Here is a 13,439-nt window from a genome sequence, read left to right on the forward strand (position 1 = left end):
GGTGGACGTGGTGCTGAACAAGAGTCAGGCGTGGTGAGCAGCGTGGAGACCGGCAGGGCGCCTTTCGGGATCACGGTCGCGGAGGCGCTGTTGCTGCCCTGCCTGTCGCACGCACGCCTGCTCGCCGGGCGCGACGGCACGGACCGCGCGATCCGGGTCGTCAACATCATGGAGGTGCCCGACATCATCCGGTGGATGCGCGGGGGCGAGTTCCTCCTGACCACCGGATATCCGGTCCGCACCGACTCGGCGGCACTGGCCGATCTGGTCCCCCAGCTGGCGAACCGTGGTCTCGCCGCACTCGGGATCCGGATCGGGCCCTACCTGCGAGAGTCGCCGGTCGAGATGCTCGCGGCCGCCGACCGTCTGAAGTTTCCCGTGATCGAGATCCCGGACGACGTCACGTTCAACGACGTGCTCTCCGAGGTGCTGGGCACGATCCTCAACCGGCAGGCGGTCGAGTTGGAACGATCGGAGATGATCCACAAACGGCTCACCGCCGTCGCCGTCCGGGGCGGGTCGCACCAGGAGCTCATCACCGCGCTGGCCGAGCTGGTCCGCCTGCCGGTGGCGATCCTGGACACGCAGGGGCGGACGGTCGTCTCCGCGGGCCCGTCCGCTGAGGACCCGGGCCCGCCGGACGAGACACGCCCGATCACGACGGGCAGCACCGCGCACGGGGAAATCGCCGCGTGGACCGAGGGCACCGGTCTGCAGCCGCACCAGCTGACGGCGATGGAGCACGCGGCCACGATCGCGGCCATGGCCGTGGCCCAGGAGCGGGCCGTGGTGAGCCGCGAGCAACGGCACAGCACCCTGCTGCTGATGGAGCTGGTCTCCAACCGGAGGCTGAACCGGGAGGAGATGCTCCGCCGGATCGCGGCGATGCGCTGGAACCTGGACGTCCCCCGGGCGGCGGTGCTCGTCGAGCTGACCCGACCGGATGGCGAGCTGCGCATCGCCGACCAGCCGATCGAGGACCTGTTGACGCGCCGTGCGCACCACGCGGCCGGCCCGGAGTCGATCGTCTGGGGGCTCGACCGGGCCCTCGCGATGCTCGTCGAGCCCGGGCCCTCGCTCGCCAAGGTCTGCCAGGCCGTGCACGACCAGGTCACCCGGATCTGCCCTGATGTCCACGTCCGGATCGGCTGCGGGCGGGTCTACCCGGACTTCACCGACCTGCACCGCAGCTACCAGGAGGCGGCCGAGGCGCTGTCGCTCGGGCGTGAGCTCTACGACCGCGAGTTCGTGCTGCTCCACGACGAGCTGGGCGTCTACCGCCTGCTCTACCAGCTGCCACCGGACGAGCTGCGCCGACAGGTGGACGAGGCGCTCGGCCCGCTGGCGGTCTACGACCGCGAGCACCGGGGGAGCCTGGTCCACACCCTGGAGTGCTATCTGCGCAACGACCGCAACGGGGTGGCGACCGCGGACGAGCTGAACGTGCACTACAACACGTTGCGGTACCGGTTGGGGCAGATCGAACGGCTCACCGGTGGGGTCGAGCGCCACCCGATGAGCCGGCTGCAACTGGAGATCGCCGTGCACGCCAACCGGCTCGTGGCGGCGGGAGCGAAGGCCCAGCACCGCCCCCCGGCGCCCCGGCGGCGGTGAGCGCCAGCGCGACACCGCGCGCGAGGTCGCTGCCGGAGTGATGCCCGACGGCCAGCAGCGACGCCAGCGGAGCGTCCAGCGGGCCGGTTCCACCGAGCTCGGTGATCATGGTCGCGAGTGGGGGGACGCACCGGCCCTGCGTCGCATGCCGGAGCAGCCCCGCGGAGATCAGCGGGGTCCGCCGGTGGGCACAGGCCGCGATCGTGCGGGCCGCGCAGTCGGCCGCCGCGCTCGCGACGCCGAGGGCACGCACGGTCACCAGCGCCCCGGCGAGGACATCGTCCCCGCTCGGGGTCAGCCCCGGGCCCAGCCCGAGCAGCCCGAGCACGGCGCGCCGGGACGCGTCCCGGTCGCCCGCGGTGAGCCCCACCCGCAGCGCCGCCACCGGTGCGGCGAGGACGTCCGGGAGCGGGCGGGCGGCCGCGGCGACCAGCCCGGCGAACTCGGCCGCCCGGGCGAGTGCCCTCCGGACGTCCGCGATACGCGGCCGGCCGGGATCCCACCACCGCGTGACCGTCACCGTCAACGGGCCCACCTGCACCGCGTCAGCACCCACCATCGCGCGCATCCCGGGCCACAAGCCCGCGAACGGCGCGTCGGCGGCGGCCAGGGGCACCACCACGGCGTTCGGCACCCGGACGGCGTCGCGGGTGACCAGCGCCATGATCTCCGAGTCGGGTCCCTCGACCTGCAGGTAGGCCGCGGCCCTCAGGACGCCGACGACCCGCGCCGGCCGCTGCCCTCCGTCGAGGAGGCCCGCCAGTGCGGAACTCGCCTCGCCCGGAGTCGTCATCCCGCATCCGGCGGGTTCGGGAACGCACGCAGTGCCTTCACGAAGCATTCCATCGGCGCGTGGGTGATGCCGGCACCGATCTGCCCGATCCCCGGCTCCTTGTGCGCGATGCCGGTGGTGATGATCGGTTCCAGACCGGAGTCGGTGACCGCCCGCACGTCGATGCCGAGCGGGCTGCCGGCGAAGTCGAGCATCGGCACCTGCAGCTCGCGGTGGCGACCCACCGTGATCATCGCCATCTCCTCGGTGGCCCTGCGGGCGTCGGCCAGGGTCCCGCCGACGAACCCGATGATGGCCGGCGCAGCCGCGAGCGAGAAGCCGCCGAGCCCGTGCACCTCCGCGATCGCGCTGTCGCCGATGTCGGGGTTGGCGTCCGCCGGGCCGTACCCGGGGAAGTAGAGCCCGTCGACCTCGGCGGCCGGTGCGGTGAACCAGTCGTCGCCGATCCCGCTGACCCGGATCCCGACGTCGACGCCGTTGCGGGCGAACGTCGTCACCACGGTCGAGTGCGCGACGCCGTGCCCGGCCATCGTGGCGAGCTTGCTGGCCGCCATGGAGAAGTTCAGGAACCAGTAGTCGTTGCCGCTGAGGAACTCGAGCGCCTCGATGCCGCCGACTGCCTCCTGGGCGGCCAGAGCCGGCGCGAGGTGGCGCACGAGGAGCGCACTCGACGCGACGTTGCGGCTGTGGCACTCGTCGCCCATCTGCAGAGCCTTGGCGATGACCGTCTTCAGGTTGACCGGCTCGGGCAGCGCTCGGACCGCGGCCTGCAGGCTCGGCCCCAGCCGCTCGCCCATCCACCGCAGCCGCTGCATGACGTCGTCGCCGAGCGCGCCGTAGCGCAGGCAGCGGCCCAGCCCCTCGTTGAGGTTGGAGTAGGACTGCCGCCCGGTGCTGGGATCCGCCACGACCAGCACCGGCATCGAGGCGGAGATGATGCCCGCCATCGGACCGACCGCGTTGTGGTGGTGGCAGGGGTCGAAGGTGATCTCACCCGAGTCCGCCATGCGGGTGGCGTTCTCGGGTGAGTCGGCCCAGCCCTCGAGCAGCGCCGCGCCCACCACCGCCGCCCGCATCGGGCCGCACATGCGCTCCCACGCGATCGGCGGGCCGGCGTGCAGCAGCAGCCGCTCCTCGGCGAGTTCGGGAATGACCTCGCGGGCTGGGCGCACGTCCACGAGAAGCGGCTGTGCGTCCAGGATGCGGCGCAGCACCTCCTGGTTGGCGGCCTCGACGAGGGGGTGTGCGGTCAGTCCGGCGAGCCGGATGCCGAGATCCCGGTCGCCCTGTACCGGCGGCCGCCAGTCCGGCGTCACGACTTCGGCCCCGGCGGCCCCGATCGGCCCGGCGAACTCGCCGAGGCCGACGTTCACGGCTCGGACCGGCTGCGTGAAGAGATCCAGCAGAGCACTCATCGGGCCACTCCCTGCGTCGCGGTGGTCAACACACCCGCGGCCAGCCGCGCGGCGTCCGTGCTGCTGCGGGTGAGCACGGCGCCGGCCTCGGTCAGCGTCCGCTCCTGTCCTGCCAGCCCTTGCGGGTCGGCCGCCGTGCCGACGACGAACGCCACGACGACCGGGCCGCCCGGCCGTGAGGTCGCCTCGGCCACCACGTCGGCGAGGGGCCCGGCCGGGTCCGGGCCTGCGGCGTGGCCCAGCACGACATCGAGCACGATCACCGCGGTGCCCGGATCCCGGGTGGCGCTGCGCAGGTACTCGACGCGCGTGCTGGGGTCGATCATCGGGTGCGGGCGGCCGACGGTGTACTGGTCGTCGCCGAGATCGAGGATCACGTGCCGGTCGGGCAGGGAGCCGGGTGGTCCGTCGTCCACCGTGTGGTCGATGTGCCCCAGCAGCGGCTCGAGCAACAGGCCAGCCTCGTAGGCGAAGGTGCCCCCGGCGTAGAGGCCGCGCAGCAGGCGGCGGCCCCCGTCGAGCCCGGCGGCGAGCCGGTCGGTGGCGTGTGGGGGCGCGGCGGGCGCGGGCGTGCCGGTCCCGAGCCGGATCACGGCCATCGCCGCCTCCTCGAGGGTGGGAACCACCACGACCGAGTCCGAGGGGGACTCCAGGTCGGCGCCGAGGAACGCGACCACGACGGGCTTCCCCGCGGTGGCGGCGGCCCGGAGCACCTTCTCGGCCACCGGTGCGGCAGGGGGCTTGGAGACGAGTCCGATGACCTCGGTGGCCGGGTCGGCAGCGAGGGCGTCGAGAGCCGCGAGCATCGAGAGACCGCCCACCTCCTCGGACAGATCGCGGCCGCCCACGCCGATGACCTGACTGATCCCCGAGCCCCAGGTGTCGATCAGCGAGGAGACCTGTTGCAGCCCGGTGCCCGACGCACCCACGAGGCCGACACTGCCGTGGCGGAGCTGGTTCGCGAAGCCGAGCGGGACGCCGTTCACCACCGCCGTCCCGCAGTCCGGGCCCATCACGAGCAGGTCGCGCCGCTGCGCTTCCTGCTTGAGCAGCACCTCGTCCTCGACCGGCACGTTGTCGCTGAAGAGGAACACGTGCATGTTGCTGCGGAGCGCCTTCAGCGCCTCGGCCGTGGCGTACCGGCCGGGGGTGGAGATCAGGGCGAGGTTCGCGCCGTCGCCCGCTCCGACGAGGGTCCGCGGGAGCGGCGAGGCCGCGTTGTCGCCCGCTCCCGGCGACGTCCGCGCCCCGCGCAACGCCTCCTCGGCCGCCACGAGTGCGGCCTGCACGGCTGTCTCCTCGCCGTCCACCGCGATCACCAGGTCGTTCGGGCCGGCGTCGCGGGACGCGTCGGTCAGCAGCCCGGCGGCTGCCAACACCTCCTTGTTGGCCTCGGTGGCCATGACCAGGCTCGCGGTCCGGACATCCGGACGCGCACCCAGTTCGGAGGCGACCCGCATCAGGACCACGGAGTCGAAGTACGAGTTCGTCCGCGCGACGCTACCCACAGCCATGCGGTCACTGTGCCGCCGAGCACGGTGCCGGTCATGGGCAGCACGTGACAGAAGTCGCCGGATTCCGTAGTCACTTCTTGCCAGTGACCCCGTTCTGGACCGCGTTGCTCTCCGCGGGCTTCGCCGGGCACAGCACCTGACCCGTCGTCACGAGCTGTCAGTTTCAGCGGCCGATTCTCGGTACCGGTTGCCGGTGACGGCAACACCCATAACCGCCGAGTCTGTCCTGCGGGACACAGACGTCACAACGACCCCAGGGACCGTGCATGGACCTGCTCATCGAGAACGCCCGAGTGTGGGACGACCGAGGTCTCGTCGACATCGCCGTCTCGGACGGTCGGATCGCCGCCATCGGCCCGGACGTCGGCCAGGAAGCGGGGCGGCGGATCGACGCCGCCGGGCGGGCCGTCCTTCCCGGGTTCGTCGAGCCGCACCTGCACATGGACAAGGCGCTGCTCTATCGCAGGCAACCCACGCGCGACGGCACGCTGGAGGAGGCGATCCGGCTCACCGGCAAGCTGAAGGCCGAGCAGGACCGCGACGACGTCCTCGAACGTTCCCGGGCTGTGCTGGACATGGCGGTGCGCGCCGGCACGGTGGCGATCCGCGTACATCCGGACGTGGACCCGCTGCAAGGCCTGCTCGGGGTGGAGACGGCACTGGAGCTGCAGCAGGAGTACCGGGACCTGGTCGACATCCAGATCGTGGCCTTCCCGCAGGAAGGCATCGTCAAGTCGCCGGGAACGCTCGAACTGATGGCCGAAGCGATGAGAATGGGCGCGTCGGTGGTCGGGGGATGCCCGTACAGCGAGGCCGACTGGGACGGCACCCGGCGCCACATCGAGCACGTGTTCGAGCTCGCGGAGCGTTTCGATGCGCCCGTCGACATGCACGCCGACTTCGCCGATGACACCCAGGACCCGCGATTCACGGCCGCGCGGCACATCGCCGAGCAGGCCATCGAGCGCAACTACCACTCACGGGTGTCCCTCGGGCACGTCACGAGCCTTGCGGCGCTGTCGCCTCAGGAATCCGAAGACGTCATCGCGCTGCTCCGCCAGGCCGACGTGCAGATCGTCACGCTTCCGGCCACGGACCTCTACCTCGGCGGCCGGCGGGACACGAAGAACCAGCGACGCGGACTCACTCCGGTCCACCTGCTGCGGGACTCGGGCGTCAACGTCACGTTCTCCTCGAACAACGTCCGCAACGCGTTCACTCCGTTCGGGAAGGCCGACCCGCTGCTGATCGGCAACCTGCTCGCACACGCTGCGCAGTTCGGGACACCGCACAGCCAGGCCGAGGTACTCCGCATGGCGACCTACGACGCGGCCCGCTCCATCGGGATCGCCGATTCGTACGGACTCGCGGTCGGCAAGGCGGCCGACCTGGTGGTGTTCGACTGCTACCGGGTCGACGACGTGCTGCTCGACATCCCGGTCCGGCGATGGGTGGTGAAACGCGGCCGGGTCACGGTCGAGACGCGTCACGAGTGTGTGATCAATCCAACGAGGGATGGACAAGGGGTGCGGCAGTGACCGACGAGTCGACGGAGTTCAGTACGGCTGCGACGAAGCCGGCGAACTGGCTCAACCTGCCGGTGGAGGTGGCTGCCTCGCTGCTGGCGTGCACCACGGTGCTGGTCGCGCTCGGCCCCCCGCACCTCCCGCCGTGGGCGATCTTCATCGGGTGGGCGGGGACGTTCGCGATGGGCGGCCCCACCCGGGAGAACCTGAAGCGGATCTGGCCGGTGATGCCGCTCGGGTCGATCACCGCTTTCTTCATCGTTCTCGGCTTCAACCAGGCAGCAGAGCTCTTCACCGGGACCGCCTACATCATCGCGGAGATGGTCATCCTCTTCGTCCTCAACGGCGCGATGATCGCGATGTCCCGCATCTCGCCGGTGTTCGCGTTCGTCCCCGGCATGTTCTTCGGGTTCGCCACCTTCTTCGCCACCTTCTACGGCGGGTTCGGACCGGACTCGACCAGCCCGGTCCTTGCACTCGTGGCGGCTGTGGCGATGAACGCGCTGGGGCTGCTCTACGCCTGGCTGAACATGAAGTTGGCCGCACCGCACGGCCACTGACGGGTCCACTCCGGGTCGCATGAGAGGGATGCGGCCGGCTACCACCCGAGCGCGGTGCCGTCGCCGCGCGGATCGGCTCCGCCCATGAGCAGGTTCCGGTCCGGGTCGATGCGGATCGCCTGCGCGTGACCCATCACGTCGTCGAAATCGCCGACGGGGCGGACGGGATGCCCGCGCCGCCGCAGCTCGTCGATGGTCTCGGGGCCGAAGCGGCTCTCGACCCGCAGGTCGCGGGTCTCCTCGCCCCAGGTGCGCCCGTAGAGCCAGCGGGGAGCGTCGATGGCCTGCTGCACGTCCTGACCGAAGTCGACGACCCGGGTGACGACCGCCGTCGAGGTCTGCGGCTGCCCCTCCCCGCCCATCGTCCCGTAGACCAGGTGCGGGCGGCCGTCGCGCAGCAGCAGCCCCGGCATCAGGGTGTGGAACGAGCGCTTCCCTGGTTCGAGCCGGTTGACGTGCTCCTCGTCGAGAGAGAAGGAGGAGCCCCGGTTCTGCAGCATGATCCCGGTCTCGCCGCCCACGAACGCCGAGCCGCACTCGTGGTAGAGACTCTGGATGACGGTCGCGGCGTTGCCCTCGTCGTCGACCACCACGCTGCACGTGGTGTCCCCGCCCGCCGGGGTCCGTTCCGGTGCCGGCCGGGACACGCGCCCGATCCGGGAGCGCAACTCCGCGGCGTACTCCTTCGACAGGAGGTCACCGAGCGGAACCGGGCTGAACTCGGGGTCGGTGAGGTAGCGGTCCCGGTCGGCGAACACCAGCTTCGTCGCCTCGGCCACGGTGTGCACGTACTCCGCGCTGCCGTCGCCCATGGCGGCCAGGTCGAAGCCCTCCAGGACGTTCAGCAGCATCAGATGGGCGAAGCCCTGCGAGTTCGGCGGGTGCTGGTAGCACTCGAATCCGCGGTACGTGGTGCACAGCGGCTCGGTCCAGTCGGACCGGTGCTCCGCGAAGTCCTCGACAGCGAGCACGCCCCCTGCCTGCTGCACCGCCCGCGTGATCTCCTCGGCCACCGCGCCGGTGTAGAAGCCGTCGCGACCGTGCTCGGCGATCTGTTCCAGCGTCGCCTCGAGCCGGGGCATCCGGACTTCCCGTCCCAGGGTGGGCGCGGGGCCGTCGAGCGCCTCCCAGTCCGGGGCGTGCGTGGCGAGCACGTCGGCGACCTGGCGCAGGCACGCGGCCTGGCCACCGGACATCGGATAGCCGTCCCTCGCGTGGGCGATGGCGGGCGCGAGCACCCGCGCCAGTGGCAGCCGCCCGAACCGGCTGTGTGCGGCGCACCAGCTGTCGACGGCGCCGGGCACCGTCACGGCGGACAACGCGCCGCGTGACGGGATCGTGGCGTGCCCCTGTGACCGGTACCACTCGCGGGTGGCCGCGCGGGCCGCGCGGCCGCTTCCGTTGAGTGCGTGCACCCGCCGGTCGGCCGCGTCGTAGATGAGCCAGAACGCATCCCCGCCCGGGCCGGTCATGTGCGGGTAGACCACGCCGAGGGTGGCGTTGACTGCGACCGAGGCGTCGACGGCGCTGCCGCCGTCCTCCAGAACCCGCAGCCCGGCGGCCGTCGCGAGGTAGTGCGGGGACGCCACCATTCCCCGGCGGGCCAGCGCCACCGGTCGCGTCGTGCGACTCATCGAATACTGCATACATCGACTGTGGCTGGCCGCGCACGCACTGGTCTATCCACCAACCGGGTGGCCTAGTGGTCTGACCAGAACCCACCGGTACGATTCCCGCATGGCGGAGCTGGGGGGCGCCGGGAGCCGCGGACTCGACATCCGGCCGGTCGCCCGCACGCGCGCTCACGAGGAGGTGGCCCGCCAGCTGCGGGACCTCATGAAGGACGGCACGCTCCGGCCGGGTGACCGGCTCCCCTCGGAGCGGGAGCTCTCCACCCGGTTCGCCGTCAGCCGCGCGACGATCCGCCAGGCCCTCGAGGTGCTCGACCACAGCGGGTTGATCGAGCGCCGGATGGGCGAGGGGACGTTCGCGCGGGCGGATTCCGCCACGGCGTCCGTCACGACGCTCGTCACCGCGCTGCGGCTCGCCCATGGCACCCTCGCCGACCAGCTCGAACTGCGCCTGCTCTTCGAGCCCCAGGTCGCCCGGCTGGCTGCGCAACGGGCCGGCTCCGCCGATCTCGACGTCCTCCGGCAAGCCGTCTCCCGCCAGGAGGAGCTGCTCTCACGGGGGATTCCGTTCGTCGACGACGACAGCGCGTTCCACCTCGCGATCGCGCGCGCCGCCACGAACGACCTGGTGGCCAAGATGGTCGAGGGCATCCATGAACTGCTGCGTGACAGCCGGGAGCGGTCGTTGCGCGCACCCGACGCCTTGCAACAGTCGCTGGACGGGCACCACCGGATCCTGGATGCCATCTCACGGCACGACGAGGAGGCCGCGTACGAGGCGATGCACGGGCACCTGCTCGACGTCCAGCGGCTCAGCCTCCAGTCCATCACGGAGGGACTCGGCTAGTACTCCAGCCGGTCGCCGTCCTCCCGGGGTGGGGACGCCACGCTGGAACGCCCCGACTACGCTGCGCTGCGGTGTTCCGGGACGTCTGGTCGGTCATGGTCTCTCGACGACCGCGTGTTGCCGTGCTGGGCGCATCCGGCCGGCCTGAACATCTGAGCCTTGCGCCGTGCGCCCAGGCCTGCGGGCACCTCGATTGAGTCGCTCGGACCCCACACCCGCCCGCATCCCGACCGAGGACGCCGTGGACGAGAACCAGAGGGTCAGCGTGCCCGCCGTCGGTGACCAGACCGAGTCGAGGACGGAGCCGATCGTCCTCGTCGGCGAGCCACCCGATCCCGGCGTGCGCAGGCGGTGGCGCCCGCCCAGTTTCGAACTGAATGCCGTTGCGCTGATGTCGGCAACCGCGATCACCGGTGTCGTCGGGCTGGCGTTCTGGGCGGTGGCGGCGCGGCTCCCACCGGCGGAAGTCGGGCGTGCATCGGCCATCCTGACGACCGCCACAATGCTGTCGCAGCTGTCCAGCTCCAATGTGGGTGTGCTGTTCGGTCGGGTCCTCGCCGCCGCGGGTGTGAAATCACGCTCCCTGGTACTCGGCGGGTACGGGATAGCTGTCGCCCTGAGCCTCGTTCTCGGCGCCGGATTCGTGCTCGTCATTCCCAACCAGGTGCTGACCGGCACGGCCGAGCGGGTCACGTTTCCGCTGATCGTCGCACTCTTCTCGCTGTTCGCCCTGCAGGACTGGGTGATGACCGGCATCCGCAAGTCGGTGTGGGTGCCGGTCGAACAGCTGTTCTTTGCGATCGGCAAGCTCGGACTGCTGCTGCTTTTCTCTGCCTGGGCGCTGCAGAACGGCATCGTCCTGTCGTGGGTGCTGCCGTGCCTGCTCGCTGTGCTGATCGTGAACGCGGTGCTGCTGGGGAGGACGCTCCCGCGTCGTACCGCGGCCGAGGCCGGGGCGACGGAGATGCCGGACCGCCGCGGCCTCACCAGGATCTTCCTGGCGGAGTATGCGACGGGCGCGGTCATGTACGTGGTGCCGCTCACCCTCCCGCTCCTGGTGGTGGCGGTGCTCGGAACCGAGGCCAACGCCTACTACGCGGTGCCGTGGCTCATCGGCGAGTCGCTCGGTCTGCTGATCTTCAACATCAGTTCCTCGTACCTGGTCGAGGCGGCACACGACAGCCGGCGCATCGCCGCGTTGATGGCCCGAACGCTCCGGCTGATCGCTCTGGTCGCTGTGCCCGGCGTCGCCGTGGTACTGATCGCCGCACCCTGGATCCTCTCCATCCTCGGACCGGCGTATGCCGCCGAGGGATCGACGGTCCTGCGCTTGATGGTTCTGGCGATCCCCTTCAGCATTGTTTCCACGTTGTATGTGGCGATCTGCCGAATCCAGTTGCAGATGGCTCGGGTGGTCGTCATCGAAGCGATGATCGCGGTGCTCGTCATCGGGTTCGCGGTGGCGCTGATCCGCCCACTCGGCATCGCCGGCGTCGGTCTCGGCTATCTGATCGCGGAAATCGTCGTCGCCGCCGCCACGATCGTGCCGCTGGTCCGGTTCCTGCGAGCGAACCAGTTCTCGTTCCGCCGCCGGTGACCGGTCCGATACCAGCCCCAGCCGGGTTCCTGCACTGGCTGTGACCTCGAAGTTGGACACAAGACCCAGATCAGTACCAAACGGAGCAGTACCGCTACGCTGGGTGCAGGAACGGGTCGGTGCGGAAGATCGAGGGAGCGCAGTGCTGGACGTGAGTCGGCTGTCCACTCTCGAGGCCGTGGAGAAGATCCGCGATGAGTGGACGGAGCTGCAGGACCGCAGCGATACCCTCAACCCGTTCGTCGGGCCGGAGTGGACGATCCACTGGATGCGATCGCTCATGCCCGAGACCGACGAGGCGTGGATCCTGACCGTCCGCGACGCCGACCGGCTCGTCGGTGTCGCGCCGATGCATCTTCGCAAGTACCGGCTCGGGATCCGCAGGCTGCAGATGATCGGAAGCGGCACGCCGTGGGTGGGGCCGTTCGAGGCCCCCGCCGTGCTTGCCGCGCAGCCGCAGGGCCGCCAGACAGCCCGTGCGCTGATCGAGTACATCGCCACGCAGCAACGGTCGTGGCACCTGGTCACGATCGCTCTGGGGGAGAGCGGCGACTGGCTCGAGCCGGGGTGGCTCGCCGCGCCGGACTTCACGGTCGTCGCTTACAAGAACACCCCCTTCGTCGTCCTTCCCCTTCCTCTCGCGCCGCGCGGACCCTCCGAGGGAAGGCGCAACCTCAAAGAGGCAGTTCGGCGGGCCCGCAACCGGCTCACCAAGCGGTTCGGGGTGGACGGCTGGCAGGTCGAGAGCCTCACCGAGCCCGCTGCGGTCCGGACGGCCTCGGAGGACCTCGTCCGGCTGCACCGGGCCCGTGCGGAGTTCAGGGCGCGCGGCGATGAGCACTCCGATGTGCTCGCCGATCCGGAGGTGCGCGCCTACGTCCTCGACGTGATCGCCGATCTCGCGGAACGCCGCCGCGTCACCGTGTACCGGCTCGTGGCCGAGGGAGAGACGCTGGCCGTTCAACTCGTGCTCAGCACGGGCACGGCCGCGTTCATCTCCATCTCGGGGTTCCGCTCCGACGCCTGGGACTACTCCCCGACCAACTACCTGCAATGGGTGGCGGTCACCGAAGCGGCGGAGCGTGGCATCTCCGAGGTCAACTTCTCCTCGTGGCCCACGCAGGCCAAGCTGCGCTGGAGTCGCACCGTGCGGTCCACGCCGGAGTTCGTCGTGATCGGACCGAGCCGGTTCGCCAAGCTGGTGGCGGCGCCTGCGTTCATCACGGCGTCCGCGCTGAGCGGCTATCGGCGCGAACTGGGTGTGGGAACCATCGGCCAGCTTTTCCGGCGCGTCGACAGCAGCCGGTCGGCAGGGCGCCCCGCCTCGTGACTCCGGCCGGCTTCAGGGGTGTAGCCGGTACGTCGCGATGACGGTGCCACTGCTCGTGGGCCGGGCGCGCACCAGCCCAAGGCGCGTGAGCACGGTGTCGTCGGCGAACAGCTTCTCGAGACCCTGACCGGCCACGACCGGGCTGACGAACAGGGTGAGCTCGTCGAGCAGGTCCGCGGCGATCAGGGAGCGGACGAGACCCGGGCTGCCCGAGACCGTGATGTCCTTGCCGTCGGCTGCCTTGAGCTCCCCGATCGCGGTCCTGAGGTCACCGCTGATCAGGTGGCTGTTCGGCCAGGCGGACACATCCGTGAGCGTCGTGGATGCGACGTGCTTCGGCGAGGAGTTGATCCAGTCGGCGAAGGCGACGTCCTCGCCGTCGGTGACGGACGGCCAGTAGCCCGACCACTCCGTCCACGTGACGCGGCCGAGCAGGATCGTGTCCGCTTCCGCCATCGTCCGGCCCATCTCGGCCCCCATCTCCTCGTCGAATGCGAACTGCCACTTGTCCGGCGACTGCGCCACTCCGTCGAGCGAGACGAACAGTCCTGACACCAGCTTGCGCATGGCTTCCTCCCCTGGTCGGTGGTTGCGGGAGCCAGCGTGGCCGGG

The 13,439-nt window shown here is 70.8% G+C and carries 10 protein-coding genes and 1 pseudogene; 6 read left to right on the plus strand and 5 right to left on the minus strand.

Features of this window, described 5'->3' with window-relative positions; all coding sequences use genetic code 11:
* Positions 1–33: 33 nt before the first annotated feature.
* Positions 34–1,614, plus strand: a complete 1,581-nt coding sequence (locus tag AC5L35_RS09705; protein ID WP_495059210.1) for a PucR family transcriptional regulator — start codon at positions 34–36, stop codon at positions 1,612–1,614.
* A gap of 10 nt (positions 1,615–1,624) precedes the next feature.
* On the opposite strand, the pseudogene AC5L35_RS09710 reads toward AC5L35_RS09705, so the two are convergent.
* The 3 genes and pseudogenes from AC5L35_RS09710 to fdrA form a co-directional block, all read right to left on the minus strand.
* Positions 1,625–2,455, minus strand: a pseudogene (locus AC5L35_RS09710) (oxamate carbamoyltransferase subunit AllH family protein); the annotation flags it as partial.
* A complete protein-coding gene (locus AC5L35_RS09715) occupies positions 2,404–3,822 on the minus strand; it encodes a YlbE family protein (protein ID WP_495059211.1) in 1,419 nt (472 codons plus the stop codon). The gene AC5L35_RS09715 and the pseudogene AC5L35_RS09710, both read right to left, overlap by 52 nt.
* Positions 3,819–5,336 (minus strand): acyl-CoA synthetase FdrA, encoded by a 1,518-nt coding sequence (gene fdrA, locus AC5L35_RS09720; RefSeq protein WP_495059212.1) that lies wholly within the window; start codon positions 5,334–5,336, stop codon positions 3,819–3,821. Before fdrA ends, AC5L35_RS09715 begins: the two co-directional genes overlap by 4 nt.
* A 266-nt stretch (positions 5,337–5,602) precedes the next feature.
* Between fdrA and AC5L35_RS09725 the strand changes: the two genes are divergently transcribed.
* Together AC5L35_RS09725 and AC5L35_RS09730 are read left to right on the plus strand one after the other, a co-directional pair.
* Positions 5,603–6,874 (plus strand): amidohydrolase family protein, encoded by a 1,272-nt coding sequence (locus AC5L35_RS09725; protein WP_495059213.1) that lies wholly within the window; start codon positions 5,603–5,605, stop codon positions 6,872–6,874.
* Positions 6,871–7,422, plus strand: coding sequence for a DUF1097 domain-containing protein (locus tag AC5L35_RS09730; RefSeq protein ID WP_495059214.1), 552 nt, complete (start codon positions 6,871–6,873; stop codon positions 7,420–7,422). The genes AC5L35_RS09725 and AC5L35_RS09730 overlap by 4 nt, the downstream gene beginning before the upstream one ends.
* Positions 7,423–7,460: 38 nt before the next feature.
* Here AC5L35_RS09730 and ggt read toward each other — a convergent pair whose 3' ends face one another.
* On the minus strand, positions 7,461–9,056 hold the full coding sequence (gene ggt / locus AC5L35_RS09735; RefSeq protein WP_495059215.1) for a gamma-glutamyltransferase: 1,596 nt from the start codon (positions 9,054–9,056) through the stop codon (positions 7,461–7,463).
* A 103-nt stretch (positions 9,057–9,159) separates the two neighbouring features.
* On the opposite strand from ggt, the gene AC5L35_RS09740 reads away from it, so the two are divergent.
* The 3 genes from AC5L35_RS09740 to AC5L35_RS09750 all read left to right on the plus strand — a co-directional run bounded on the left by AC5L35_RS09740 (position 9,160) and on the right by AC5L35_RS09750 (position 12,827).
* Positions 9,160–9,900 carry a FadR/GntR family transcriptional regulator gene (locus AC5L35_RS09740; RefSeq protein ID WP_495059216.1) on the plus strand — a complete coding sequence of 247 codons (741 nt, stop codon included), beginning with the start codon at positions 9,160–9,162 and terminating at the stop codon, positions 9,898–9,900.
* A 241-nt stretch (positions 9,901–10,141) separates the two neighbouring features.
* The gene (locus tag AC5L35_RS09745) at positions 10,142–11,497 is read left to right on the plus strand and encodes a lipopolysaccharide biosynthesis protein (protein ID WP_495059217.1); all 1,356 of its coding nucleotides are present in this window, start codon (positions 10,142–10,144) and stop codon (positions 11,495–11,497) included.
* A gap of 142 nt (positions 11,498–11,639) precedes the next feature.
* Positions 11,640–12,827, plus strand: coding sequence for a GNAT family N-acetyltransferase (locus AC5L35_RS09750; RefSeq protein WP_495059218.1), 1,188 nt, complete (start codon positions 11,640–11,642; stop codon positions 12,825–12,827).
* Positions 12,828–12,839: 12 nt separating this feature from the next.
* Here the strand turns inward: AC5L35_RS09750 and AC5L35_RS09755 are convergent, their stop codons facing one another.
* Complete coding sequence (locus AC5L35_RS09755; protein WP_495059219.1) at positions 12,840–13,394, minus strand: dihydrofolate reductase family protein; 555 nt, start codon at positions 13,392–13,394, stop codon at positions 12,840–12,842.
* Positions 13,395–13,439: the final 45 nt, after the last annotated feature.

The organism is Pseudonocardia sp. OZ21, from assembly GCF_059359135.1.

What these genes read in the sequence shown, in the direction of transcription:
- AC5L35_RS09715 (WP_495059211.1), bottom strand. Translation starts at nt 3,822, where the DNA reads ATGAGTGCTCTGCTGGATCTCTTCACGCAGCCGGTCCGAGCCGTGAAC.
- fdrA (WP_495059212.1), bottom strand. Translation starts at nt 5,336, where the DNA reads ATGGCTGTGGGTAGCGTCGCGCGGACGAACTCGTACTTCGACTCCGTG.
- AC5L35_RS09725 (WP_495059213.1), top strand. Translation starts at nt 5,603, where the DNA reads ATGGACCTGCTCATCGAGAACGCCCGAGTGTGGGACGACCGAGGTCTC.
- ggt (WP_495059215.1), bottom strand. Translation starts at nt 9,056, where the DNA reads ATGAGTCGCACGACGCGACCGGTGGCGCTGGCCCGCCGGGGAATGGTG.
- AC5L35_RS09740 (WP_495059216.1), top strand. Translation starts at nt 9,160, where the DNA reads ATGGCGGAGCTGGGGGGCGCCGGGAGCCGCGGACTCGACATCCGGCCG.
- AC5L35_RS09755 (WP_495059219.1), bottom strand. Translation starts at nt 13,394, where the DNA reads ATGCGCAAGCTGGTGTCAGGACTGTTCGTCTCGCTCGACGGAGTGGCG.